Raw genomic sequence first — 24705 nt, forward strand, 5'->3', positions numbered from 1 at the left:
CGCTCACTCCTGCAGGCGGACGACGACGGCGGTGACGTTGTCGCGCGCCACCCTGCCCATCGCCAGTTCGAACAACCGCGCCAGCAACGCGCGGGGATCGCCGAAGCGATGGCATTCGGCATCCAGCTCCGGGTCGGGGATTTCCTTGTTGATGCCGTCGCTGCACAGCAAAAATTGCGTGCCCGGCAGACTCGGCAGCAGCACCCAATCGACAAACAACGGCTCCTGCGCGCCCACTGCACGCGTGAGCACGCCGGCCGCGGCGGCGGCGGCCTGGGCACTGCCGAACTGGGTGACGTCCTCGCGCACGCCGTGCACGTGATCGCGGGTGAGCTGGCGTAGCGGGCCGCCGTGTTGCGCATAGATACGGCTGTCGCCGACCCAGCCGCACAGCATGAAATCCGGGTCGTGCACCAGCACCACCACGGTGGTGGCGATCATGTCCACGCGGCGTTGCCGCGCAACCTGCAGCAGCTCGGCGTTGATCTGCGCCAGGGTGTCGTCGATGGCGTCGAGAAAGTCGCACAGGTCCGGTGGGCGCACCAATGCGCCCAGCCGCTGCACCAGCAACTGGCTGGCGTAATCGCCGGCGCTGTGGCCGCCCAGGCCGTCGGCCACCACCCACAACCCGGCGTCGTCGCGCAGCAGCAGCGCGTCTTCGTTGAGCCGGCGCACCTTGCCGGTTTCGGTGTGCCCGGCCGATTGATAGAACGCGCTCATCGGGTCACCTCGGTGATGTCCGCATCGGCCAGCAGCCAGTCCAGATAGCGTTCGGCTGCGGGCAGGCCGTCCAGCGCCTGCACAGCGCCACCCAGTGGCCACCACAGCGACTGGCCGTGCGCCGGTGCATGCGTGGTGGATGACGTGGCCGGCACCGCGAGCGCGCGCACGGCGGCGTCGAAACTCACCGCATCGGCGCGTGCGCGCAGTGCACGGCCCAGGCACGCCGCCAACGCGCCAAACCAGGCGTGTGTGGGCAGGCAGGCATGCGGCAACGGCATCGCCACGACCAGCGGGAAGCAACGCCCCACGCGGTCTTCGCCTGGGCCAAGCACGCCGGCCCAGGCCTGCGGGCCGCAGACGCCCGGCCCCAGGGCGAACGCGCGCAAGCCGCTGCTGCGATACGCACCGGGCCAGCGCTCGCCGAGCTGCTGGCGCACCGTGTCCAGGCAGCTGGCAAAGTGTACGTCCCACGGCTGCACGAAGCTGGCCGGCAAGCGCCTCTGCACGAAGTCGCCCACGCCGGGCAACTTGCCGTGGAAGCCGATCTGATCGGTCGCCGGCATGTTCATCCGCCGCACGCAAACTGCTGGACGTCGCTGTCCAGAAATGGATGGCGCAGGTTGCCCGCGCGCAGCGGCACCTGTACGTCGTGGCCACCGAGCGCGAAGCTGGCGACGAAGCGTAGATCGGACGGATTTTCCAGATGCCCGGCCTGCAGCGCGCGAAACAGCGCCCAGTCGCCTTGATAGTCGAGCGTGCCCAGCGCCACGCCATCGGCGCCGAAGGCGGCAATCGAGACATGCCCCGGCACCGGTCCGGGCCAGATCATCGGCATGCTCTGCGCCGCACCGGGTTGGTAGTCGTAGCGCTGGCCTTCGATGTCCAACGTCAGCCGGGTGACGCCCTCGCCCAGCGTGGGCGCCAGCACGGTGAAGCCGATCTGCGGGGTGGGCCCGCCGCGAAAATATTTTTGCCGGATGCGCTGTGCCAGTTGCAGCTGTACGGGCAGGCCAGGCGCGCCGACCACCGCATCCGGGCCTTGTTTCCAGCGCCATTGCGGCGTCTGTGTGTCCAGCAGCGGTTGCACGGTGCCGGTGTACAGCGCATCCAGGCGCCCGCCGGTACCGAACAGTTCGCCAAAATTCTGCAGCGGGATATCGACCTGCGCCGTTGGATCGAAGGGGTAGCGGCCGCGCACGAAATCGCTGCACACCTCGCCCACCGATTGGCGCACCTGCGCATCCAGCGCGGCGCGTGCGCCCTGCGTCATCAAGGTGGCGCTACTGCCGGCCAGGGTTTGCAACCAGTCGGTCACCGGTGGCGGCAGCTGCGCCATTTCCTGCCGGGCCACTGCCAGCTGCGCGTTGGCAGCCGCCGCATCGCCGCCGCCTTGCGATACCACCAGCAACTGCTTGCCCAGTTGATCGAGCACGCTCAGCAGATGATCCAGCGGCGTGGCGCCCGGTGCGCCGGCAGTCAGCGCGTTGAGCGCCAGAAAGTGCTCGCTGATCGCCGCGCCCGGCACCGGTGCGTTGGCGGCGGCAGGGTCGGCCGGGGTGGCCAACGCCGCGCTCATCGCCGCGCCGCCCGGCAGCTTTGCCGCTGCCGCGTTGGCCTTGGCAGCCGCCTTGCCCGCCGCTGCAGCCATGGCGCGCTGCGCAGGGTCTGCCGGCGGTGCGCGGTCCATCGCCTGGGTGTGTTCGCCGACCACACCGAGCAACAGCCGCAGCGGCGAGCTGGGGCCGGCCAGTTTGGCGGCAGTTGCGCTGGCAGCGGCCAGATCGGCGGCCGGGCGCAATTGCAGATCGGCCAGCAGCGCATCCCAGTAGCGGATGTAGTCGGCCGCGTAGCGCTGGCCCACCTCACGCACCAACGCGGCCTTGGCGGCTGCATCCAACGGCGCGCCGCCGAACACCCAATCGTCGTGCCCGAAGCGCTCCACCGCCTGGCCGATGCCATCGCGCTGCAGACCGGCAAACACCGGCTGGGTGTACAGCGCCGGCACCGCGGTGGACAGCGCGGTGCCGCTGCGCCGCACGAAGGTATCGGCAAGCAAGCCCAACGCCTTGTCCAACCGCAGCGGGGTGCCGGCCGGCGGCGTGAGCAGCAGGTTGCCGTAGATCAACGTCGACAGATCGGCCGCACGCAGACTGGCGCGCGCCTGTGCGATGCGCTCGCCGTCCAGCGACAGCGCACGCACGCGCTCGGGCGCATCGAGCAAGGCCTGCAACTGGGTGCTCAGCGCTTGTTGCTGCGCCACGTCGTGCGGAAACAGTTTGCCGGCCTCGATGGCCGCCAGCGCGCTGAGTTGTGCCGCATCCAGATGCTGCGGCTGGCCGAGCATGAGGTAGCCCTTGAGCGTGTAGTACAACGCCTGCGGCGCCTGCGCGTTGTCGACCAGACCATTGCGAAAGCGCACCGCCAGCGCCGGCAACAAGGTGGCATTGAGCTGGCGCAGATAGCCGGCCTGCACTTCATCGCCAAGCGCGGCGCCCTGGAACAATCCCATCCGCAGCGACCACGGCGTGTGCGCGTGGTACTGCCGTGCCACCCGCACCACCGCCTGCGTGGCCGCGGCCTGCTGCAGCGTGCGCGTCACGTACTCGGGCATGGCGGTGGCGGCATTGGGATCTGGCACTGCCGGGCGTGCATCCAGCGCCTGACCTACCTGTTCGAGATAGGCGCGATTGCCCAGATAACTGACGCTCAACCCGGCCAGCAGCGCACCACTCAACACCGCAACGCCCACATAGGCGGCCGCCTGCAACCACGCCATGCGGCGTTGCTGCGTGGGCGGGGTATTGGCCAGCCCGGATTCGCGCAGCACCACCTCGCGCAGCAATCGCTCGACAAAGAACGTGCGGCGTTGCGCGCCCGGGGCATGCACCCGCGCATCGTCCACACCGAAGGTGCGTGCCACCGCGCCCATCATGCGATCGATCGGCGTGCCTTCCTGCGTGCCGGAGGTGAAGTACACCCCGCGCAGCAGCGGTGCCGGCCCGTAGGCGTTGCCGGCAAAGGTGCCTTCGACAAACTGCCGTGCACGCTCGCCGAGCGCGGCGACCTGCTGCGGAAACGACAGGATCGCCGCACGCCGCAAACGGTCGCGCTCCAGATTCAGGCGCTCGAACAGGCGTGCGCTCAGCTGCTGCTGCAGCAGGTTGAATTCGTCGGCAAAACCACGCGCGGCGCGGCCATCGAGCGTGTGCGCCAGCGGAAACGACATGCCCCAGACCTGGCTGCGCTGCGCAGGCGTGAGATCGTCGAAGAACTCGCCAAAGCCACCGACCAGATCGCATTTGGTAAAGATCAGGTACACCGGCACGCTGGCCTGCAGCTGCTCGGCCAGCTCGTCCAGGCGGCGCCGGATCGCCTGCATGTGCGTGTCGCGTTCGCCATCGTCCAGCAGCAACAGGTCGGACATGCTCATGGTCACCAGCACGCCATTGAGCGGCCGGCGTGGGCGATGGCGCCGCAGCAGGCGCAGGAAGTCGCGCCAGGCGCCGGCATCGACGGCTTGATCGGAATCCTGCGTGGTGTAGCGCCCGGCGGTGTCCAGAAACACCGCTTCGTCGGTGAACCACCATTCGCAATCGCGAGTGCCGCCCACTCCGCGCAGCGCGGCATCGCCCATGCGCGCGGCCAGCGGAAACTGCAGGCCGGAATGCTGCAGCAAGGTGCTCTTGCCCGAGCCGGGCGGGCCGATCAGCGCATACCACGGCAGCGTGTACAGATCGCTGCCGCCGCGTCGCTTGCGCAACAGTTGAATGGCTTGCTGAAAGCGCGCCTGCAGCTGCGCGCGCTCCTGCCCGCTGCGTAGTTCGCGGTCGTCATCGCGCCCCGGGGCGGCCAATGCGCTGGACAAACTGCCGGCGCGCCGCTGCGCGCGCCAACGCCGCCATGCCAACACCCCCAGCCACACACCGATCAACGTCACGATTGCCAACAGCCGCGCCGCCACACCGGTCAGCGGGCTCCAGCCATCGATGGCGACATACGGCCCGCCCACCCACAACAGCAACGACAGCAGGCACAGCGCCAGCACGCTTACCACCAACGTGGCACTCAGCTTGGACAACAGCGTTTTCATCGTCATTCCCCAGGCTGAAACAGAATCTCGACGCGGCGATTGCGCGCGCGATTGGCCGGCAATTGCAGTGGCTGCGCCACCGGTTGCGAGTCGCCGGCGCCCAGCGCTTCCACCCGCCCCGGCGTGCGCAGATGCGTGCGCAACAGCTGCGCCACCGCGTCGGCACGCGCGCCCGACAAGGCGTAGTTGTCGGCAAAGCGCAGCGAGCGCACCGGCACATCGTCGGTGTGCCCGACCACGATCACCCGGCCCGGCAATTGATCGATTGCCGCAGCGATCTGTGCGATCAGACCACGTTGATCCGGCTCCACCTCGACGCCGCCGGAGGCGAACATCGCCGCGCTGCTCAAGCGCACGCGCGTCTGCCCATCGGCCTGCTCATCCACGCTCAGCAGACCGGCGCGCTCCTGGGTCGACAGCAATTGTTTGAGGCGCACCTGCGGCGGCGGCAACGGGGTTGCATCCGGCGGCGTGGCTGGCGCCAGCCCCCATTGCGCGACCTGCGCACTGATCGGCGCCGACAAGGCGTTCAAGCGCGTCTGCATCCACACGAAGGCCACCACCAGCACGCTCAGCCCCAACAGCGCAGCGGCCCACAGCGGCAAGAAGCGACCCAGCCGGCGACGGTCTTCCACCCCGCGCCAATGCGGCGCCAGACTCTCCGGCGCCGCACCGCGCGCGGCGCGGATACGGCGGAACAGGTCGTCCTGAATGTCGCCGAGCTTGGCCAGCCCGCCGGCTTCGATCTGATAGCGGCCAACGAAGCCCAGCGCCAGGCACAGATACATCAGCTCGATCAGGTCCAGATGCCGCGGCACATCAGCGCAGAGCCGCTCCAGGATCTGGAAGAACTTGGCGCCGCCGTACGATTCGCTATGAAAGACCACCAGCAAGGTCTTCTGCGACCAGCCGCTGCGCTCGCCCCACGGTGCATTGAGCACCGCCTCGTCGAGCAAGGCGCACAACACATAACGCGCGGCGGTGACCGCTTCAACCGGCGCGCCGCCATCGCGGGCGCGTTGCTCGAAGCGGCGGATCTGCGCCATCACCTGCTCGCGCAGACGGGCCACATCGGGCAGTTGTGCGCTGTGGCGCAATTGCACGGCCAGCAGCAACAGCGGCGTGGCCGCCTGCACCAACGGGTTGACGCTGCGGCCCAGCAGCTCGCTGATGTCGGCGTCTTCGACAGCGACCGGTTCGGCAGCGACCGGGTTGGCCGGTGGCGGCGCGACCAACGCGGCATCGAAGTCGGTAACGGGACGGCTCATGCGTTCAACTCCGGATCGCCCACAGTTGCAGGTCCAGCCCGGCAAATTCGCTGCCGAAGTGGAATGCGATGCCGCCAGAGGTCTTCAGCGTTCGCCACAACGCGGCGCTCTTGTCGAACTCGAAATACAGATAGCCGGCGTGGTACGGAATCTGCCGCGGGGCCACCGCCATCGGCGTTGCGACGATGCCGGGCAACTGCAGATTGACCAGATCGCGGATCTGCTCCACCGGCCCGATCTTGGCGTGCGCAGGCAGCTGCCGGCGCAACTCTTCGCTGGGCATGTCGGCTTTTGCGGCAAGCACGAACGCGGCGCTGTCCAGCAAGGTCGGGTCGGGCACCATCGCCACCCACACCCCGAATTTGCGTGCCTGCATCGGCAACGGGGTAGCGGTCTGTTCGAGTACCCCGCTCAGACTGGAGCGCAGTGCGCCGATCACCGGCTCGAAGCTGTCCTGCTGCGCCTCGTGCCGATAGGCCGGCCATGCCGGCGGGCGCTTGCCCGGCGCGGTAAATGTGCTGAGTTCGCCGGCCAGCGCCACCAGCGCACGGAACAGTTCTTCCGGATGCGCCAGCGGTGCGGCAGCCCAATGCGCAATCTGCGGCTGCCAGCGGTTGACCACTTGCAGTAGCAGGAAATCGGCGATGTCGGCAGCGCCGCCGCGATCGGTGAGCGTGACCCGCGCCGCCAACGCCTCGCCGCGCTGATGCAACAAGCCAAGCAGTTCGGTCAGAAACGTGGTCAGCCTTGAGGCGGCCTGGCACACCATCGCGCTGGGAATGAAGTGCGGGTCGAGAATCACCTGACGGTCCGAGCGCGACTCGATGATGCGTGCCACTGCGATGCGGTCCAACCCGTCCAGTGGCTGCGATTGCGGCAATAGACGCGTACTCAGCCCGCCGACTTCCATCAGCACCGCCTCGCTGGTGCTGCCCGACGCGTCGCCGCTTTCGGTTTCACGTACGCGGTAGCGGAACAACTGATCGGCCGGCGATTCCGGGCGCCCCAGTTCCGGCTGCGCAGGCACCCGCAACGGCAGCGTGAGATACACGATCTGATCGCGGCAGTTGGGGTCTACCTCCAACGCCATCGGCAGCGGGTCGTCGCCGGGCATCGCAAACGGCGTGCCGTCGGCAAACACCCCGCGCGCACGCCGCAAGCCCAGCTTGCCCACCGCCAACAGATCGGTTTCCCATTCCAGCTCACTCAATCCCCAGGCATACGGCCGCAAGCGTGCCGCACGCAGATCGACGTAGCGCTCCAGGTACCGCTCCTGCTGCTGCAGATGCTGAGGGCGCAGAAACAGCCCCTCGCTCCACACGACCTTGTTGTTCTGCATGATCCACTCGCTAGGGAAACGCCGCGCGCCACCGCACGGCGTGCCATGCGCGATCGTCATGTTGTTGGTCGGTTGCATGCCGCTGGCGATCGCGATGGCTGCAGTCGCCAGGCCCCGATGGATCGCGTCGATGGAGCGATTCTGCGGCGCACCTGCCTGGCGCACCCGTCAAAATGTCTCAGGCAATCGACTGCCATCGGAGATATCGGTACGCTCTGGCGCACCCGCACAGCAGACACCACCAGAGGTGCCATGCGCTGCGAATTCGTCGCTGGGGAGAGCGCCTTGATCGTGGTGTTTGTTGTCGAAAAACGTCCAGTCGCGCAAGGCTGCGGCTTTATCGCGGACTTTTGCTTGATCTGCCGCACCGCCCGGGCATTCGAGGTCCAGCGCGTCGGCCTGGCATGGTCGATGTTTGGTCTGCGTCTTGGCGCGGCGACCTACACGCATGAACATCAGGTGTGCCAACACTGCCGGCAAGCGCTCCCGCACGATCCAGCGTGGTTCACCCAACGCGCGTCATCGCCAGAGACCGTCGACAGATTGATCGACATCACGCAGCCGGCGTTCGCCGCTCGCCATGCGCGCCGGCTGAAGATCGAGGAGCAGATGCGCGACTCGGCCGCATCGCTGGATCCGGCGATACGCGCCGACCTGTTGCACGCCCCTTTCGTACTGCTGTCCCCGCAGCTTCATCAGCGCTTTGCGACCACCCAACTCGATTGGCGGCAACTGGCGGCACTGGTGTTTGGCCTGCCGTGCGCGATCCTGCTCCTGCTGCCCATCGAGTTCCTGCTCGAACGCGTCGGCGTCCCCATTGCACAGACTGGCCCGTGGATCGCGTTTGCCGCGTTCACTGCCTATGTGGGGCTGGTGTTGTGGGTATTTCGACGGGCACGTAGACAGTTTTTTGAACGCGAGATTCTTCCGGCGTTCGCACTTGCCGTTGCCGGGCTTTCCCCAAGCCGCGAAGAACTGACGCTGGCGCTGGCACACCATCGCAGCGGCCCGCTGCGTCATTGGCGTCGCCTCACGCCTGCCTGGCTGGATACGGTTGCCCGGCTGCCTGCACCCGCCAGGTGGCCTGCGCAACTTCAGGCGTCGTCGGCCGACGCCGATGCGCGCTGGCGGCGGCCGGCGTGATGGCGCGCTGTTGCCCGACCTGATTGCGACAGCTGCGGGTGGAGCAACAGCGCGGCTGGCGATTCGATGCGTGTCGCGGTGAGCTTGCCCCTGCGTTCGAATGGCGCTGCGACTGAGAGCGGCAAACACTACGTCGCGAGCAGTCGTCAGCTGGGTGTGGACGGCGCGGAGGAAGCGGAGTGGACGCGTGGACCATGCCGCACCGAGCACCACCCGCGCCCGCCTGGCGGTGAGCACAGTCCTTTTGCCAACCGCTCTTGGCAAGACCACCGTTGGCCCGCAACGCACTGACACCGTCGTGATCGTCAGCGCGGCAGGCGTTTGCCACGCGCGCTACCAAGACGCGCATGGCACCTCATCTTGCAGTCTCTGAACCCGCTACTGGAGGCGGCGCATCCGATTTTTTTAAGGGGAGCTGCTGGCCTCGGCATCGTTCGCAATACCGTCGAGCATTGCCACCTGCTCTGCGGACAGGCTCAGCTCGGAAGCCGCGAAGTTCTCCCACAGATGAGGCACGGAGGAGGTGCCGGCGATCACCAGGATGTTCGGCGAGCGTTGCAGCAGCCAGGCAAGCGCCACCTGCTTGGGGCTTGCGCCGACCTGCTTGGCCACGGCCGACAGTCGGTCGGACTGCAGCGGTGAAAAACCGCCCAGCGGAAAGAATGGAACGTAGGCGATGCCGTGTTGCGCAAGCGAATCGATCAAGGCGTCATCGTCGCGTTTGACCAGGTTGTAGTGGTTCTGCACACACACGATCTTGGCCAGCGACTGCGCCTGTGCGATTTGCCCTGCAGTGACGTTGCTCAGACCGATATGCCGAACCAGGCCCTCGCGTTGCAGCTCGGCCAGGCACGCAACCGGCTCGGCGATGGAGCCCTCGTCGGTCTGCGTCGGTGCGCCCAGCCGCAAATTGACCACATCCAGTGCCTCCAGACCGAGACTGGCGAGGTTGTCGTGCACCTGCCGCTTCAGGCTTTCGGGCGAGAGGTCGATGTTCCAGGAGGCATCGCTTCCCCGGCTGATGCCGATCTTGGTGACGATCACCAATTCGTCGCTGTAAGGATGCAGCGCCTCGCGGATCAGTGCGTTGGCGATATGCGGCCCGTAGAACGCGGCCGTATCGATGTGATTGGCACCTGACGCTATGGCCTGGCGTAAAACCGACAGCGCCGCAGCCTTGTCGCGCGGCGGCCCCCAGACGTGCGGGCCAGGCAACTGCATGGTTCCGTACCCCACCCGCTTCAGGCTGAGGGGTGTGCCGGGCAGGGTGAAGCTGCCACCAAGACGCGTTGTGCTGTGCATGGGATGTCCTTGACTTGCGTGAGCGGAATGGCTGTGCCGGATCTCCCCGGGAGCGGGGCTGCAACGCGCTGCGAAACCGAGCCACTGCGGCGCGTTGACTGCGGCGATGAAAGACCTCGCCTGCGAGGTACATGGCCAATCTACGGGCGCCGCGCCTGTGCGACAATCGGGTACAAACTGGACAGCCTGTACGGAAATTCGAACAATGAGCAGCCGCCTGGCAGAGATGGACGCCTTTGTGCGCGTTGCGCGAGCGGGCGGTTTTCGCCAGGCCGCCAAGAGCGCAGGCGGCAGCGCCTCCAACCTCAGCGATGCGATCAAGCGCCTGGAATCCTGGCTCGGCGTGCGGCTGTTCAACCGCACCACGCGCAGCGTCGTGCTGACCGACGCGGGCAAGGCATTGCTGGCGCGGGTCGAGCCTGCCTTGATCGAACTGGATGGCGCCAAGGACGTGATGAGCGCGTTCCGCAACACGCCAACGGGAACGCTTCGGCTCAACGTGCCGATCAGTGCCGCCAACCTGGTGATGCCGCGGATCATTCCACCGTTCATGGCGGCGCATCCGGATATCAGCGTGGAGATCCTGACCGAAGAAAGTTTTGTCGACGTCGTTGCCGCCGGATGCGATGCGGGTATTCGCTACGGCGAGCGGCTGCAGCAGGACATGGTTGCCATCCCGATCGGCCCACGTGTGCAGCGCAGCGCCACCGCCGCAGCGCCCGGCTATCTGACGCGACGCGGCCGGCCGACGCATCCCCGCGCGCTGGTCGACCACGACTGCATCCGTGCCCGCTTCCCAAGCGGTGCGATCGCCGATTGGGAGTTCGAGCGCAACGGTGAAGTGATCACCATTGTGCCGCGCGGGCAATTGCTGGTGGAAATCGGCGGAGGGATCGAGCTTGCCATTCAATCGGCGATCGCAGGCAGCGGGATCATCTATCTGTTCGAGCAATGGCTACAGCCGCATCTGGATTCGGGCGCGCTCGAACCGGTACTCCGCCCGTGGTGGCAGCCGTTTCAAGGACCGTACCTGTATTACCCCAATCGCACTCTCACCCCGCCGCCGCTCAAGGCGTTCATCGAGTTCGTCAAGCAGCTGCCGGACTGAGCGTGCGCGAGGCGCGGGCGAACTAGTCGCCAAACAGGCGGCGTTTCGTAGGAGCGTGCCTGAGCGCGACGGGGCGTTACCGGGATGGCTCGGTCGCGCTCAGGCACGCTCCTACCGCTGCTGGATCGGGTTACCGCTCGCGCGCCGGCTGCCGCCGCGCCGATTTCAACCGCGCCAACTGCGCTTCGTACGCACGTGCGAATTCGTCGCCGAACAGACGGCGGAAGCAGTCGTCCGGGTCGCCGCGCAGTTGCTCGAAGTTGTCGCGATAGCGCTCCCAATAGCGACCCTTGCCGCCGAAGCTCAGGCGCTTGCCGCCGGCGTCGACTTCCTGTTCCAGTCGGTCGGGGCTGAAGTGGAACAGCATCGCGTCGAAGGCAGCGCGCATGCCGGCCAGCATCGCCATCTGGTGACAGCGGATGTCGTCGAAAGCGTCCTCGAATGCAGGCACACCGGACAGGAACGAAGCGCTTGGCGGAGCCAGCAATTTCTGCAGCGCGTCTTCGGCGGTGGCGGCGAACTTGAGCGGGTTGTTCTCCGAGCGCTGGATCACCGTCACCGGCAAGCGGAAGGTGTTCTTGATCTCGGCGCGTGCGCGCAGCACATCCATGACGCCATCGACGACGATGGTGAAGACGCGGTCCAGCTCCGGTGGCACTGCCAGCGTGGAGACGGGCGCACTGGCTGATGCCTGCGGCGTGGGTGCTGCAACGGATGACGCAGGCGTGGGCGCGGGCACCGCCGACGATGGCGGTGCAAAGTCGCCCATCGTCATGTCCCAGTTTTCCGGCAACGTGGCGCGCGTGTCGCCATTGCTCGGCGGGCGGAAGTGATCGTGGCTGGCGTTGCTGTGATTCCATGCGCTGGGCGCCACGCTTGGCGGTGGGGCCGGCAACGGATCGAGCAGACGTAATGGATCGAGCTCGCGTGGCGTGCTGCCAAGCAGCAGGCCGTCCAGCAGGTCGTCGGTGACAGCATGCGCCGCAAGCGGGGCACCGAAGTCCAGCAGGTCGAATGCGTGCGCGTTGGCAGGCGTGGCGGTGCGTATGGGCGATGGCGGCGGCGCGACCTGCGTACGGTCGTCCATGGCGTCCAGCAACGGATCGAACGCAGGTGCCAGATCGGGCGCGGCGGTCAATGAGTGCACCTGCACCTGGATCTCGAAGCTGTCCAGTTGCAAGCGGTCGCCATCGCTCAACGCGCACGGGTCGGCACGCGTCAACCCCACGCCATTGAGCGACATGCCATTGGTGCTGCGGTCTTCGATGAAATACATGCCATTGAGGAAGCGCACTACCGCATGCGTGCGCGAGATGCCGGGCGCCGCCAGCACCCAATCGCTTTCATCGGAGCGGCCAATGCTGCCGCCGGTGCCGGCAAAACGCTTCTGCGCGCTGGCCCCGAATTGCGCGGCCTGCGCGCCGCTCACGGTGAGGATCAACTGCGAACTGGACACGACACAGGCTCCTGCAAATGGTGATCGATATCAGGGAAAAAACGTGATGCGGTTGATTGAACGTCGCGAGCGGCCGCGCAGTGATTGTTTAGCCATCCTCAGCGTCACCCAGGTGGTCCTGAGCGGGGTTGGTCGAGGGCGCGGTGCCCTCACCGCTCGCCGGACACGCCGTGAATCCATCCATGCAGGCTCGTTGGCGGCATGCATGCCGCCACACGGTCCCGCAAGCGGTGAGGACACCGCGCCAGGGAGTAAGTCGGCCGCGTTGAGAAGATCTACGCACACCGACCGTCTCGACTGGTCATTGCCCGCCCACCGTCGCGGGACCTTACGCGACACGGATACCGCGTAAGAGCTTACGAGGACATCCGTGCGGCATGTCCTGCGATGGTGGGCGGGCAAGGGCTCTGCCGCGGCGTCGCAGATCATCCGCTCTGCCACCGGCGCAGTCATCGCCTTACACACAATCGACATCTCAAGATGTTCAAGTGGCTAGAAAACGTTGCGCACAATGAATAGGTAGAGGTGGCCGGCGTATTCAAGGACGGCAGGTCTGCCTGGCACACGCCGCAATGACCAACCGGCGATGTCATGGCGCGCGCGCACTGGTCAGCAACTCCAACGCATGTGCGGCATACCCGTTGCGGCGCGCCTGTAGCTGCGCCGGCTCACGTGCCGCAAGCAAGGTGATTGCGGCGGCCACCGCGCGCGCGGTCAGGTGCTCGGGCGGTGGCACCGGCGTGGCCTGCTGCGGTGGCGCCAGACTGCCGCCGGACCAGGCCACGGCCGCCGCCAGCCAGGCACCCAACGAGACGTAGCCGCCTGCATGCGCAAACGCCTGCGCGGCGCGGCGATGCGCTTCGCTGGGGTCGCGTACCCATTTCTCGGCCAGCGCGGCGCCGACACGGTCTTCCTCGTCCAGCGTTTCGCCGCGCGCGCATTGGCATAGCCAGGCCACCGCGTAGCGCTTGGGCAACAGGCGCGCGAGCAGCTTGATCGCATCCTCGCCATACCCCTGCGCCAGCAACGCACGCACCGCGGCCTGCGGCGCCATCGGCGCACCCAGCTGCGCACGTGCAGCTGCGGACAGCTGCATGTCCGCACACGCCTGCGCCAGCGAGAGATCGGGCGCGCTCATCCGATCATGATCAGGCCGCCGGCAACCTGCACCAGCGCGTCGGCCTTGATGTTGACCAGCGGGCCTTTGACGGTGGCCGACGCGCCGGCTTCGGCGCTGAGCATGCCGCCGGACGACAGTTTGAGCGTGCCATCGCCCACTACCTCGGTGGCCGGCGAGGTGGCCTGCAGCTGCGCATCGGCAATCAACTTGATCGCCATCGAGGTGGTCTTGGCTTCGGACGTCGCGTCGATCAGGATCTTGATGCCGCTGAGCACGATGTCGCCGTTGCGCTTCATCACCAGGCGCGAACTGCCGGTGACCAGTTCGATCTCTTCGCCGGCCTTGAGCAACAGTTTCTTGCCCACGTCCACGCTGTCGTTGTTGTCGATGCGTGCGCTGCGATCGTGGTTGACCGTGAGCACCTGGTCGTTGGTCACCGTGGCGGTATGGTCGTTCCGCACTTCTTCGCGCAGATCGCGTTGCGCGCGCAGATAGACTTCTTCTTTGCCGGCCTTGTCGTCGAAACGCAGCTCGTTGAAATCCGCGCTGCCGCCAAGCAGGCTGCGGCTACGCATGCCGCTCTGGGTCTTGTTTTCCGGCAAGGCGAACGGCACGGCATGATCGGCGTTGTAGACGCTGCCCACGATCAGCGGGCGGTCCGGGTCGCCTTCCAGAAAGCTCACCACCACTTCCTGCCCGACCCGCGGCAGGCTCATCGCGCCCCAGCCCTTGCCCGCCCACATCGAGGCCACGCGCACCCAGCAGGATGGCGCCGCGTGCGGGCGTGCAGCGTTGGCCCAGTGGAAGGTCACCTGCACACGGCCATGTGCATCCACCACGATGTCTTCGTCGGTCTCGCCGGTCACCACGGCCGTCTGCAGACCGGCGATGCTGGGCGTAGGCGTGCGTCGCAGGCTACGGAAGGGCAGCCGGCTTTCCATCACCTGCACGGTGCTGGAAAACGGCGCCTCATCGCCGTGCTCCGGTGCGGCCAGCGTGGTGTGTGCCGACAGCACCAGATATTCCTGGTTGAGCGGAGCGCACGGATGCTCGCGCAAGGTGAACAGCGCACCGACCATCAGCCCGCAGGCATTGGTGGTGGCGTGGTGGCTGGCGCGTTGCACGTTGACCGCCTCGTTACGCACTTGTGCGTAGCGGCTGGCATCGGCTTGCAATGCGTGCGGGCCTGGATAATCGAAGACGTCCAACCCGTCGGCCCCGTGTAAATCGTCGCCACTGGCGGCGACCTGTGCCGCCAGGGAGGCGCGTGGTTGCTGCGGATCGTAGTCGGCGAGTGCGTGGCGTGTGGAATGCAGCGCACGGGCGCTGCGCCACTGGCTCACCACCGAGCGCAGGATGCGCCGGTGCTGCATGTCCGGTGGTACGTACGGCAAGGTGTCCACCCCGTTGCGCACCGCATGCGCGCCAAGCGCATCGCATAGCACCAGCGTGTGCGCGTTGCGCGCATGCGTGAAGTAGTAATAGATGCCTTCCTGCTCCAGCAGCCGGCTGATAAAGCTGAAGTCGTCTTCGCGGTACTGCACGCAATACACCCGCTTGGGGTATTGAGCGCTGAGCCGCTGCTGGATGTCGCTGTAGCCGCTCTCGCCCAGCACGCTGGTGACGATCTCCGGCACGCTCATGTCCTGATAGATGCGGCAATCGCGGCGTTGGGTGAGCAACCACGGCCGCGGAACTACGTGCAGCTCGAGCACGGTGTAAGGGAGCGCATCGATCACGGTGGAGCCGGCCTGCGTGCACGTGGCCACCATGCCGTGGTACCAGCGTTGCTCGCCGTTGTCGTCGGCCAGCTGGACGGCGACCGGTGTGGCCAGCAGCGCGCGCAGGTTGGGCTGCGCGTCCGTGCACAAGGCTTCGATGCGGAACTCGAACAGCTGCCCCAACGCTTCGCTGGCCTGCATGCGGTGCAGCAGCAGGCGCTCGCCAAGATCGGAGTGCAGCGTGATGGTGCGCGGCATCGAAGCATCCACAGGTGAGTGAGCAACGCACAACGCGCTGACCGGCAGCCCCGACGTACCGGCCTGCAAAGACCACCGCGGACCGGCAACAGACCACTGCTGCCAGGGTCATGCTCACACGCGTGCAGCCGGCAAAGCCGACATTTCGTCTCAGGTCTGTGCAGCTGTGCGTGCGGTCACGACCCAGCCATGCACCGGCTGGCCACGCTCGCTGCGCAGCACATCCAACGCGATGTCAATCGGCTGCAGACCTGCGCTATGCAGCGCAGCCAGCACATGCGCATGGCTATGCCGATAGCGGCCGCTGGCATCGAGTTCCACCGCATCGGCGTCGCTCTCCAGGGCCTCGACGGTAAAGCCCAGCACCCCGCCCGGCCGCAGCGCAGCGGCTGCAGCGCCGAGCACCGGTTGCAGCGCACCGAAATACACCAGCGTGTCTGCCGATGCGATGACATCCCAGTGCGCATGCCGGCCCTGCAGGTAGGCGGTGAGTTCGGCAACCTCCAGCACGTGGTAACCGCCGCGCTGCCTCGCCTTGGCAACCATGCCCGGCGACAGATCCACCCCGACCAGTTGCTGCGCATAGGGACGTAGCAGCGGTGCGCACAGCCCGGTGCCGCAGCCGGCATCCAACATGGTGAGCGCAGCCTGCGGCGCAGGCAGACAGGCGGCCAGCGCCTCGGTCAGCCGCTGCGGCGCGCGATAGTCCAGATTGTGCAGCAGTTGCTCGTCGAAGCTGTCGGCAAAGCCGTCGAACAACTCGCGTACATAGGTGTCGCCCGCACGTGGCGGTGGTGCGGCGCCACCGCAGGCCGCCAACATGTGCGCGGCAACGGCATTGCCCGGGTCGCGCGCCAGCCATGCACGGTAAACCGCCTGCGCCTGGGTATGTTCGCCGAGCAGGTAAAGCCCGGTGCCCAGCGCTTCGCGTGCGTGCAAATGCTCCGGTGCCAGGCTGCAAGCCTGTTGCAGGCACTCCACCGATTGCTGCAGGTGCTCGGCGGCTTGTGCGTTGTTGCGTAGAAACAAGCCGAGCAGGTAGTGCGCATGCGCCGATTCGGGATAGATATGCAGCAACGCGGCGTAGGTCAGGAAGGCCTCCTCAAGGCGGCGCTGCGCTTCAAGCACGGCGGCCAGATTGGCCAGCGCATCGGCATGCGCAGGTTCCAGTGCAAGCGCATGCCGATAGCACTGCTCGGCCTCGCTCAGCCGGCCGCATTCGCGATGCACATTGCCCAGGTTGTTGCAGGCATCCGGTTGCGCAGGCGCCAGCTGCAGTGCCTGACTGATGGCCTCCACCGCCGCTGCGCTATTGCCCTGCTGATGCAGCAGCACGCCCTGGTAATGCAGCGCCTGCGCATGGCCGGGCTGCACGTCCAGCAGCTGGGCATACGCCTGCGCGGCCTGGTCGAGCTTGCCGGCGCGATGGGCCTGCATCGCGCTGTGCAGCGCGGCGTCCAGGTCGGTGTGCATCTGGGCGGTGGCATGGCGGGCAGGCTGCATGTGACGTCTCCTAGGAGGATTGGACGCGGGGGCTGCGTCGAATGACGGCGGAACGGGACGGTGGCGCGCAATCTCTGGCGATGCATCTGCACATCGGTATCTGCAATCTCTGCGCTTGGCTGCTTCTAGCGGCGTTTTGAACCACTCTCACGCTGTGCATTGGCCGCTGCATTGCAGCCACTCAGCTGCATGCGCACGCAACCGGGCAGTGCAATGACAGTGCTGAGTGCGCATCTAAGATCGCTAATGTGTCGCATGCAATGACGTCGCGTGACGCCCATGCAAGCCCATCGCAGCGCGCATCCCCCAGCCACGTCATCAGCCGATCAACACCGTAAAACAGCCCAAGGCGATCACCCCGCCATGCGCAGTGCTATCGCCCAGGCGGGCTGCGGGTTGGCCGCTGATGATCACGGTGGGCGCGCCCATCACGATGCTGTCCGGCGGGCCGACGCACACCGCCGAATCGCCGATGCGCGCGGCCGGCAGGCCACCGATCAACACCGTCGGTGCGCCAGGTCCGATGATCGGCCCACCCACATGCGGCACCACACCGGTGACCATCGGGCAGACATGCAGATCGGTCAGGCGTGCGGCAGGTTGCACGGGTGCGCTCCGGCGCTGGCAGTGCGGGCACTATCGCGCCGCGTGGCGCGGCTTACCCGACGATTCGTCTCAGCGCCGCGCCACCGACGTTGTCGTCTCCACGCTGGAAGCGGCCGGCTCCGCCAATGCCAGGGTCTGCCGCGCCGCACGTAGCGGCTCTTCGGCATCGCCAAAGATGCCGGTGAGTACCTGGACTGCCTGCTGGGCATGCGCGCGCGCGGCAGCGGCCTGGCCGAGCACGCGCTCGGCTTCGGACATACCGCGCAGGATCTCGGCCGTTTGCGGATGCGCGCGGCCCAGCACCCGCAGGCTGGTAGCGAGCGCGGCCCGCTGCTCGGCCAGCGAGGCTGCCGCCTGCCCGGCGTCGAGCAGCCAGAACGCGTGATTGCTGCGCATGCTGATGGTGGCGGGCGCATCGTCTCCAAACACGGCGCGCGTGCGCTCCAGCGCCCCCCGATAATGCGGGCCGGCTTCGGCCACCTTGCCCTGCTGGCGCAGCGCGCCGGCCAGATTGCCTTCCACCATCAAGGTATCCATGGCGTTATTCCCGTAGAGCCTGCGATTGATCTGCAGCAGCGGCGCAAGTTCGGCCTCGGCGCCGGCAAAATCGCGTTGCATCAACAGATACACCGACAGGCTGTTGCGCATCGCCAGCACCAGCGGATGCTCGGCCCCATGCAGTGCGCTGCGCTCGCGCAGCAGGCTGCGTTGCAAGGCGATCGCCGGGAGCAGTTGCCCGCTATCGGCCAGCAGCGCGGCATAGACATTGCCGGCATCGATGCGTTGATCTGCGCTGCTCGCCGGATTGGCCAGCGCCGCCACATAAGCGCGCCGGCTCTCGGTCATGGCCTCGGCCATGCGGCCCTGATCGCGCAGCGTCCAGCCCAGCCAGGCGCGCATTTCATTGCCAATGGCTTGCTGTTGCAGATCGCCACGCTCGGCCTGCGCAATGCCCTGACGCAGCACCTGCACCGCTTCGTCGCGCTTGCCTGCACCGCGCAGTGCCTGGCCCAGCATGGAGGCCGTCTTCAACGCCGGCCTGCTGCCCGCGCCCATACTCTGTTGCGCCAGTGCGTGGGCGGTGCGCAGATGCAGCACCGCCTGTGGAAAATCGGCCAGCGCGATCAAGGTACCGCCCAGCGTCTTTTCCACATCGGTGCGCGCATCGGGCTGGCTGGCCAGTTCGCGCGCGGCGCGCTGCGAGGCTTGCTCCAGCACACGCAGCATCAGCGTCTTGTCCAGATCCTTGGCAATCGCCGGGTCCACGCTGGACAGCACCGAGGCCATGAAATCGCCGGTGACGCGCGCACGTTGCGCGTCGCGCGCGGCCTGCTGCAGCGACCACAGCGTGGCGCCCAGGCCGGTCACCACCGCCATCGCCACTAATCCACCGGCCAGCACGCCACTGCGATGGCGCTGGGTGAACTTGCGCAACCGCAATAACCGGCCAGCGCGTAGCGCGCGCGGCGGGTAGCCATCGAGCCAGCGATGCAGATCGTCCAGCAGCGCCGACACCGAGGCGTAGCGCTCCACCGGCTCCGGCGACAACGCGCGCAGCACGATCGCATCCAGGCCATCGCGCAGTTGCTGCTGCAAACGCGTATGGGTGGTCGCACGCGCCGCGCAGATGCGCGCACGCGCATCGGGCGGCACCGCTGCCACGCGCTGCGATGGCCGCTGCGGCAACCCGTCACGCCCGGCCACTGGCACCAGCCCGCAGCTGAGTTCGTAGAACATCGCCCCCAATGCGTAGATGTCGCTGCGCGCGTCCACCTCCTGCGCGCCGCGCGCCTGCTCCGGGCTCATGTAGCCGGGAGTGCCGCGCCCATGCGCCGAGGTCACGCCCGGGTTGGCGGCATCGATGGCGATGCCGAAGTCGATCACGCCCGGCATCGGCCGCCCATCGATCTCGCTGACCAGCACGTTGCTGGGCTTGAGGTCGCGATGGATCACGCCTTTCTGATGCGCGTGTTGCACCGCCTCGCTCACCCGCAACATCAGCAACACGCGCGCATGCAACGACAACCGATGCGCATCGCACCACCAGGTGATCGGCTCGCCGCGCAGGTACTCCATCACCAGGTAGGGACGGTCGTGCGCATCGGTGCCCACATCGTGAATCTGCGCGATCGCCGGGTGCACCATCTGCGCGAGCAGCCGGCATTCGAACTCGAACAATGCACGGCCCTGCACATCCAGCGCGTCGGCGGCCACCAGCTTGATCGCGACCTCGCGCTCGTAGGCACCGTCGGCGCGATGGCCCAGATACACCTGCCCCATGCCGCCGGCACCGATCAGGCGGTCGATCGCCCACGCACCAAAGCGCGTGCCGGCCGGCAGCTCCGGCAACGGCGCGCGCAATGCGGCGGCGGCCTGTTTCAGTGGCCCACGCACGCGCAGCGTGGCCTGCGATTCCACTGCAAGCATCGCCAGCAATTCATCGCGCAACACCGCATCGTCGCTTGCCTGGGCATGCGCAAAGGCCTCGCGCTCGCGCACCGGCAACTGACAGGCCTGATGGAACAGCGCCTCCAGCCGCTGCCAGGCAGTGGCCGCCACGCTCACAGCTGCGCCGCCAACCACACCCGCGCAAACCGCAGATCGCGCTCCAACGTGGGCACCGACACCTCCAGCTGCTCGGCCGCTTCGGCCACGCTCAAGCCCACCAGCTCGGTCAACGCAAACGCCTTGGCCTTGCGCTCATCCACCCGCGCCAGCTTGTCGAAGGCATCGGCGACCACCATCAACGCTTCCGGCCGCGCTGCGCCGTCGGACAAGCTGATCGTCAGCGTCACCGCCTGCCCAAGCCGTTTGGCGCTGGCCTGCTGCCGCGCCAGATCCACCAACAGATGGCGCATCTGCAGCGCCGCCACCGCATAGAAATGCGCGCGCGAACGAAACCCTTGCTGGCCCTGCTCCAACCGCATCCACGCCTCGTGCACCAGCTCGGTTGCCTGCAGCCCGCCGCGCGCATCGCGGCGCAACTCGCGCATCGCGGTGCTGCGCAACACCTCGTAGACCTGCCGCGCCAAGGCGTCGCCCGCCCCGGGCGCGTCGTGCTGCCAGGCCTGCAACAACTCGGTGATCGGCAGCTCGGACATCGGGGCCCATCTCGCCTGCGTGGGAGCGCAGTATCCCGCATTGGCGGCTGGGTGGGCGGCTGAATACGTAACGGTTTAGACGGCTCACAACGCCGTGCGGACAGGCATCAGGTGAGCGTGGACGGCGCGCAGGAACCGTAGTGTCCGAGTTGAGCCGGCCGATGTCGAACATCGGCTGCGCCTGCCGGGCGGCTCCCCAGTCGTTTCGTCAGCCGCGCTTGGATGCCCGGCCCAGGTTGCAACGGGCTGGCTGTATCGAGCTGGCTGGCTTCCCCGACCGTGCGTCTGCGCGGCGATCAGTTGGCAGGCTGCCAGGTTGGGCCCTGGCAGATGAAGGCCACACATCCCTCCACCTTCAACGAGCCATCGGCATCGCGTTTGACCTTGGCGTTATAGCGCTTGCCGGACTCGGGGTTGTAGATCTTGCCTTTCCACAGATCCCCCGCATCCACCAGCTCGCTCAGAATCACTGTTCCCTCCATCGGGTTGTGGCGCTTGGACGGATCCGGATTGAACACATCGGTCTTTGCGCTACCCGGCTTGACACGCAGCACCTTGATGATGGTGCCGCACAGCGATGTACCGCACGACTGGATGTCCACCAGTGCCTGTTGGTTATCGGTGAACCACTTCCCGGTGATTGGTTCGGCGGCGAATGCGGTTGCGCTCAATGCAACCAATGCGAGGACGAGACAGCGTGCGGCAGCGATCGGCGGGTGCATGATTCGTTCAACCTTCAACAAGACGGGAAAACCAAAGCGGCTTGCCGCAGTGGCCGATGACCGGCGATTGATTCATGAAAGAATCAGAGCCGGCTAATCCGATCTTATTGGCGCAATCTTGGGACATGGTTAGCCACGACTTGGTCGACGAGGCACCATCTTCATCCTCAGCGTCTTCTGCGCTACATAATCTCCAGTCCCTCCCCACTGACGGGAGAAGGACTGGAGAACTACTGATCATGGCCAATCTTGGGCCACATCAGCGCAACGCACTCTGCTCAGCAACCGGCTAACTCAAGTTCAATGTCGAGCCTTCTGCACAGGCACGAAACTGCTGCGCGCCGCCGCCGCCGACAGCCGTGTAAACGATGGCAAAGTTCTTTTTGACATTGGGATCGGGATCCCCGCCGAACGTTGCGTTGCTCACCGTGATCGCTGTACCACCGTTGTTGATCAGCCATTGGCATGTGGCAGTGACGTCGTACCCGTTGTTACCGGTGCCGTACAGTGCACGCACGACTGTAAAACTGGGTTTACCCGGCACTGGAACGGGCGTCGTGGCGGTAGGCGGATTGGGAACCAGATCGATCTGGCCATTTTCCGCGCAACCGAGCGCGATGGGATTGCCGTTGTTCAACGCGGGATTCTTGTACAGAAGCGCAAAGCTCTTGACCGTACCCGGGTCGGGGTCCGTTCCGAAGAAGGCATTGCTTGCGGTGATATCGTCGTTGCCTGTGTCGACGATGTTCTGGCACACCTGGGTGACATCGACTCCTGCCTTGCTGGTGCCGTACACAGCGGAAAGGATCGTGATAGCCATGATAATTACCCTCTTGGGGGCTGGGAAGGCCGCCCCGAGTCGCCTCTCGCCATGGATGACCGATCAACCGGCACCCTGGCACAACATTGGACGCAGCGTGCGTGACACCTGGTTATTCAGCGCAACATTTCCTGATGTATCTGATTTCCAATATCCTTCCGAAGCAGTTGGCCAGCGCCATGCCGAAGCTCTGATACCGGAAACTCAACACCACCGTCTTATCCATACCTACAGCGTCAGGGACATTGATTGATGCTTCCAGAGTCACGATAAAACGTGACCAGAGAGCATCGACAGGAACTTGATGCAGCGACAGGGCTCATGTCGTCCTCAAGCACCGGTAGGGCTCAAGCCAACCTTAGCGAGCGGTAGAACACACACCCGACACAACGTCTCAATCATCTGCCGGGATGCAGACGTGTGACATGCGACGCTTTGTTGGATGAAAATTCGATTAGGCGCGCTGGTTAACGTCGAGAATGGACCGCCCTTCTAACAGGGTCCGCTTCATCTGACTTGTTTCTAGCGACGGCGACAGCACGGGCTCTGACATTCCTGGCATCGCACGCGTATCGCGCTAGTTGACGACAGCTCCATGCCTCGCTTCTGTGAAGCCTGCGATGCGTACCGCTGTGTGGTGACCTATGGCGCTGCGCGTCGCCAAGGCCGCTGACTCCAGAGTTATCCGTTCACAGCAGTTACATGCACACGCTAGTGAAAATCCGCAGCCAAGGTGCGGTGTCGCACGTAGGCAACCGCTCCAACTCTTCACCACTTCGCAAGTGTCTTCAAGTCGAAGCAACGCCATCTGCCGCGTGGCGATGTCTGCGTCATCACTTCGGCAACAACCCGCTTGCCTGGTAACTGTCGATCAACGCATCGAAGAGCTTGATGTCCGCTCGACCACGTGCCATCAACTGCGCACCGCCGATTGCGGCAAAGATGGCGCGAGCACGCTTCTTGGAGTCCTTGGCGTTGGCCGCGTCGGCCGCGTCGGCCGCCACCAGCATCTTGGAAAGCCATCCACTGTTCATATCGTTGAAAGCGTGAACCTCGCTCTTCACCACGTCCGGCAGATTATCGTATCGATCAAGGCAACCCTCGACCGCTTCCCCATGACCGGCATCTGGACGCGCGCGCCGCACCGCTTCTGGCATGTCGGGCAGATGGCCCGCTCGATCCGCTACATCGCGCTCGCCTTCGCACAGCTGGCCGACCCGATGGCCAGGATGCCTTGTCGAACAGCACCGTACCGTTCGACGCCAGCATCGGCCGCCAGTCCTACTGCAGGCTGCGGATTGGCTGGATGGTTGGCCCCGGCTACGGGCCGGTCGATCCCAATATTCAAGCGACGGTGCCCGCGGTGACCATGGCATTGAAGCACATCGGCCTCTTTGTCGAACAAGTCCGCATCACGGCGATAGAGCGTGATTTCATACTCGATGTATTCAACAAGCTGCGCGTCATGGAGATGAAGCCTGCGTCCGCGCGAGCGACGGTTGGCCATGAAGACCTTGTGTTCAAGATGTCCAAGACAATGCCGGCGATCGCCGACACCTCGCTGCAGGACTAGATCGAGACAGAGCAGGCCGTCGAACGCATCCGTGATAGCTATGCCGACTACTTCAGCCGCTACGATGCACCGATCACCCATGTGTTGCCGATTGCCGCGCACGGGCACGGCGTCGCCGAATTCACCATCAACGGTCAGACCGTGGACGCCGCCTACCTTCAGGGCATAACAATGCCGCTCAGTGTCGCCAGCCTGCCTGGTGTTGCGATGCGGTTCGGCACAAGCAAGGAAGGCTTGCTGATCAACGTACAAATCGTCGGCAATTGGCAGGAAAAATCCACCATTCTTCATGTCGCTGCACTAGTGGAAAGCGTCAGCGCCGTACCCAACCTGCATCCGGCACTGAGTCAGTAATGCCGCTTGAGAGCTAAAAAATTTTCAGCGCTATCATTTCGATCCTGGTCCTCAGGTATCGGTTTTAAGTATAGATACTCGGTCAATAGGTTCAAAGCCAACTTCGCTCAACACCGAAAAAATGCTTTTCATTCAACAGCACGCTAAAAAATTGGATGAGATGTCCGAAAACTGCGCCTGATTCTCTTCCATACCAAGCGCGGTCATCACACCCTGTCTTTTCGATCCGAACGCTACGTCCCGGCCTGCTACCGATACCTCAAACTCAACCTATGTGGGTAGCAGTGGTCGCGACCCTCGCACTTACGGGAGCAAGCCATTGATACAATCCCCATGGCATTGATGGAACATTGATCACCCAGCACAAAACGCATCCGGCGTCAGATGCACCTTTGTCAAGACGGCAGGCGATTTACGACGCTATTCGCAAAGACCCTGGACCACCAGAGCCTTACCAAATTAGCAGCTACCCTAATCAATAACTGACACTGGGACACC

At 65.6% G+C, this 24705-nt stretch carries 21 protein-coding genes and 2 other RNA genes; 5 read left to right on the forward strand and 18 right to left on the reverse strand.

Annotated features, from left to right (window positions below; all coding sequences use genetic code 11):
• Positions 1–3: 3 nt before the first annotated feature.
• From ABQZ00_RS21390 to tssK, 5 genes are read right to left on the reverse strand one after another with little or no spacing between them, the layout of a single operon-like run.
• Positions 4–720 carry a PP2C family protein-serine/threonine phosphatase gene (locus ABQZ00_RS21390; RefSeq protein WP_323539007.1) on the reverse strand — a complete coding sequence of 239 codons (717 nt, stop codon included), beginning with the start codon at positions 718–720 and terminating at the stop codon, positions 4–6.
• Positions 717–1292 carry a type VI secretion system-associated protein TagF gene (tagF, locus tag ABQZ00_RS21395; protein ID WP_323539008.1) on the reverse strand — a complete coding sequence of 192 codons (576 nt, stop codon included), beginning with the start codon at positions 1290–1292 and terminating at the stop codon, positions 717–719. Before tagF ends, ABQZ00_RS21390 begins: the two co-directional genes overlap by 4 nt.
• Entirely contained in the window at positions 1289–4819 is a 3531-nt protein-coding gene (gene tssM, locus ABQZ00_RS21400; protein WP_323539009.1) for a type VI secretion system membrane subunit TssM, read from the reverse strand. The genes tagF and tssM overlap by 4 nt, the downstream gene beginning before the upstream one ends.
• Positions 4816–6081, reverse strand: coding sequence for a type IVB secretion system protein IcmH/DotU (icmH, locus tag ABQZ00_RS21405; protein WP_503064307.1), 1266 nt, complete (start codon positions 6079–6081; stop codon positions 4816–4818). Before icmH ends, tssM begins: the two co-directional genes overlap by 4 nt.
• A 4-nt stretch (positions 6082–6085) precedes the next feature.
• Complete coding sequence (gene tssK, locus ABQZ00_RS21410; RefSeq protein WP_323539066.1) at positions 6086–7420, reverse strand: type VI secretion system baseplate subunit TssK; 1335 nt, start codon at positions 7418–7420, stop codon at positions 6086–6088.
• Positions 7421–7537: 117 nt separating this feature from the next.
• Here tssK and ABQZ00_RS21415 point away from each other — a divergent pair, with 117 nt between their 5' ends.
• Complete coding sequence (locus ABQZ00_RS21415) at positions 7538–8563, forward strand: hypothetical protein (protein WP_323539010.1); 1026 nt, start codon at positions 7538–7540, stop codon at positions 8561–8563.
• Between the two features lie 120 nt (positions 8564–8683).
• Here the strand turns inward: ABQZ00_RS21415 and ABQZ00_RS21420 are convergent.
• Together ABQZ00_RS21420 and ABQZ00_RS21425 are read right to left on the reverse strand one after the other, a co-directional pair.
• A non-coding RNA gene (locus ABQZ00_RS21420) (sX9 sRNA) lies at positions 8684–8759 on the reverse strand.
• A gap of 209 nt (positions 8760–8968) precedes the next feature.
• Positions 8969–9865, reverse strand: coding sequence for an aldo/keto reductase family oxidoreductase (locus ABQZ00_RS21425; protein ID WP_323539011.1), 897 nt, complete (start codon positions 9863–9865; stop codon positions 8969–8971).
• Positions 9866–10091: 226 nt separating this feature from the next.
• Between ABQZ00_RS21425 and ABQZ00_RS21430 the strand changes: the two genes are divergently transcribed.
• Positions 10092–10973 carry a LysR family transcriptional regulator gene (locus ABQZ00_RS21430; protein ID WP_323539067.1) on the forward strand — a complete coding sequence of 294 codons (882 nt, stop codon included), beginning with the start codon at positions 10092–10094 and terminating at the stop codon, positions 10971–10973.
• Between the two features lie 130 nt (positions 10974–11103).
• Here ABQZ00_RS21430 and tagH read toward each other — a convergent pair whose 3' ends face one another.
• The 10 genes from tagH to ABQZ00_RS21480 all read right to left on the reverse strand — a co-directional run bounded on the left by tagH (position 11104) and on the right by ABQZ00_RS21480 (position 22280).
• Positions 11104–12429: a type VI secretion system-associated FHA domain protein TagH gene (tagH, locus tag ABQZ00_RS21435; protein ID WP_323539012.1), complete on the reverse strand. Its 1326-nt coding sequence runs from the start codon at positions 12427–12429 to the stop codon at positions 11104–11106.
• 589 nt (positions 12430–13018) lie between these two features.
• Positions 13019–13567, reverse strand: coding sequence for a DUF6931 family protein (locus tag ABQZ00_RS21440; protein WP_323539013.1), 549 nt, complete (start codon positions 13565–13567; stop codon positions 13019–13021).
• Positions 13564–15528, reverse strand: coding sequence for a type VI secretion system Vgr family protein (locus ABQZ00_RS21445; protein WP_323539014.1), 1965 nt, complete (start codon positions 15526–15528; stop codon positions 13564–13566). The genes ABQZ00_RS21440 and ABQZ00_RS21445 overlap by 4 nt, the downstream gene beginning before the upstream one ends.
• A 150-nt stretch (positions 15529–15678) precedes the next feature.
• The gene (locus ABQZ00_RS21450; RefSeq protein ID WP_323539015.1) at positions 15679–17031 is read right to left on the reverse strand and encodes a tetratricopeptide repeat protein; all 1353 of its coding nucleotides are present in this window, start codon (positions 17029–17031) and stop codon (positions 15679–15681) included.
• A gap of 318 nt (positions 17032–17349) precedes the next feature.
• Positions 17350–17595 carry a PAAR domain-containing protein gene (locus ABQZ00_RS21455; protein WP_236699248.1) on the reverse strand — a complete coding sequence of 82 codons (246 nt, stop codon included), beginning with the start codon at positions 17593–17595 and terminating at the stop codon, positions 17350–17352.
• Positions 17596–17706: 111 nt separating this feature from the next.
• On the reverse strand, positions 17707–20220 hold the full coding sequence (locus tag ABQZ00_RS21460; RefSeq protein WP_323539016.1) for a serine/threonine-protein kinase: 2514 nt from the start codon (positions 20218–20220) through the stop codon (positions 17707–17709).
• The gene (gene ecfK / locus ABQZ00_RS21465) at positions 20199–20738 is read right to left on the reverse strand and encodes an ECF-type sigma factor EcfK (protein WP_115529240.1); all 540 of its coding nucleotides are present in this window, start codon (positions 20736–20738) and stop codon (positions 20199–20201) included. Before ecfK ends, ABQZ00_RS21460 begins: the two co-directional genes overlap by 22 nt.
• Before the next feature lie 81 nt (positions 20739–20819).
• A non-coding RNA gene (locus ABQZ00_RS21470) (sX9 sRNA) lies at positions 20820–20895 on the reverse strand.
• A gap of 139 nt (positions 20896–21034) precedes the next feature.
• The gene (locus ABQZ00_RS21475) at positions 21035–21460 is read right to left on the reverse strand and encodes a DUF2147 domain-containing protein (RefSeq protein WP_323539017.1); all 426 of its coding nucleotides are present in this window, start codon (positions 21458–21460) and stop codon (positions 21035–21037) included.
• Between the two features lie 289 nt (positions 21461–21749).
• The gene (locus ABQZ00_RS21480; RefSeq protein WP_323539018.1) at positions 21750–22280 is read right to left on the reverse strand and encodes a hypothetical protein; all 531 of its coding nucleotides are present in this window, start codon (positions 22278–22280) and stop codon (positions 21750–21752) included.
• On the opposite strand from ABQZ00_RS21480, the gene ABQZ00_RS21485 reads away from it, so the two are divergent.
• The gene (locus tag ABQZ00_RS21485) at positions 22279–22533 is read left to right on the forward strand and encodes a hypothetical protein (RefSeq protein ID WP_323539019.1); all 255 of its coding nucleotides are present in this window, start codon (positions 22279–22281) and stop codon (positions 22531–22533) included. The two genes, ABQZ00_RS21480 and ABQZ00_RS21485, sit on opposite strands and share 2 nt — an antisense overlap.
• A gap of 580 nt (positions 22534–23113) precedes the next feature.
• Here ABQZ00_RS21485 and ABQZ00_RS21490 read toward each other — a convergent pair.
• Positions 23114–23437, reverse strand: a complete 324-nt coding sequence (locus tag ABQZ00_RS21490; RefSeq protein ID WP_323539020.1) for a hypothetical protein — start codon at positions 23435–23437, stop codon at positions 23114–23116.
• A gap of 77 nt (positions 23438–23514) precedes the next feature.
• Here ABQZ00_RS21490 and ABQZ00_RS21495 point away from each other — a divergent pair, with 77 nt between their 5' ends.
• Together ABQZ00_RS21495 and ABQZ00_RS21500 are read left to right on the forward strand one after the other, a co-directional pair.
• Complete coding sequence (locus ABQZ00_RS21495; RefSeq protein ID WP_323539021.1) at positions 23515–23853, forward strand: hypothetical protein; 339 nt, start codon at positions 23515–23517, stop codon at positions 23851–23853.
• Positions 23854–24207: an amidase family protein gene (locus tag ABQZ00_RS21500; RefSeq protein ID WP_323539068.1), complete on the forward strand. Its 354-nt coding sequence runs from the start codon at positions 23854–23856 to the stop codon at positions 24205–24207.
• Positions 24208–24705 lie beyond the last annotated feature (498 nt).

It is taken from the genome of Xanthomonas sp. WHRI 10204 (assembly GCF_040202875.1).
In the GTDB taxonomy this organism is placed as follows: domain Bacteria; phylum Pseudomonadota; class Gammaproteobacteria; order Xanthomonadales; family Xanthomonadaceae; genus Xanthomonas.

Bases quoted from the DNA above. Each gene is read 5' to 3' on its own strand.
- ecfK (WP_115529240.1), bottom strand. From the start codon at position 20,738: ATGTCCGAGCTGCCGATCACCGAGTTGTTGCAGGCCTGGCAGCACGAC.
- ABQZ00_RS21485 (WP_323539019.1), top strand. From the start codon at position 22,279: ATGATAATTACCCTCTTGGGGGCTGGGAAGGCCGCCCCGAGTCGCCTC.
- ABQZ00_RS21425 (WP_323539011.1), bottom strand. From the start codon at position 9,865: ATGCACAGCACAACGCGTCTTGGTGGCAGCTTCACCCTGCCCGGCACA.
- ABQZ00_RS21480 (WP_323539018.1), bottom strand. From the start codon at position 22,280: ATGGCTATCACGATCCTTTCCGCTGTGTACGGCACCAGCAAGGCAGGA.
- tssM (WP_323539009.1), bottom strand. From the start codon at position 4,819: ATGACGATGAAAACGCTGTTGTCCAAGCTGAGTGCCACGTTGGTGGTA.
- tagF (WP_323539008.1), bottom strand. From the start codon at position 1,292: ATGAACATGCCGGCGACCGATCAGATCGGCTTCCACGGCAAGTTGCCC.
- ABQZ00_RS21415 (WP_323539010.1), top strand. From the start codon at position 7,538: ATGGATCGCGTCGATGGAGCGATTCTGCGGCGCACCTGCCTGGCGCAC.
- ABQZ00_RS21455 (WP_236699248.1), bottom strand. From the start codon at position 17,595: ATGGTCACCGGTGTGGTGCCGCATGTGGGTGGGCCGATCATCGGACCT.
- icmH (WP_503064307.1), bottom strand. From the start codon at position 6,081: ATGAGCCGTCCCGTTACCGACTTCGATGCCGCGTTGGTCGCGCCGCCA.
- ABQZ00_RS21430 (WP_323539067.1), top strand. From the start codon at position 10,092: ATGGACGCCTTTGTGCGCGTTGCGCGAGCGGGCGGTTTTCGCCAGGCC.
- ABQZ00_RS21475 (WP_323539017.1), bottom strand. From the start codon at position 21,460: ATGCACCCGCCGATCGCTGCCGCACGCTGTCTCGTCCTCGCATTGGTT.
- ABQZ00_RS21450 (WP_323539015.1), bottom strand. From the start codon at position 17,031: ATGCAGCCTGCCCGCCATGCCACCGCCCAGATGCACACCGACCTGGAC.
- ABQZ00_RS21490 (WP_323539020.1), bottom strand. From the start codon at position 23,437: ATGCCAGAAGCGGTGCGGCGCGCGCGTCCAGATGCCGGTCATGGGGAA.
- ABQZ00_RS21390 (WP_323539007.1), bottom strand. From the start codon at position 720: ATGAGCGCGTTCTATCAATCGGCCGGGCACACCGAAACCGGCAAGGTG.
- ABQZ00_RS21445 (WP_323539014.1), bottom strand. From the start codon at position 15,528: ATGCCGCGCACCATCACGCTGCACTCCGATCTTGGCGAGCGCCTGCTG.
- ABQZ00_RS21440 (WP_323539013.1), bottom strand. From the start codon at position 13,567: ATGAGCGCGCCCGATCTCTCGCTGGCGCAGGCGTGTGCGGACATGCAG.
- tssK (WP_323539066.1), bottom strand. From the start codon at position 7,420: ATGCAGAACAACAAGGTCGTGTGGAGCGAGGGGCTGTTTCTGCGCCCT.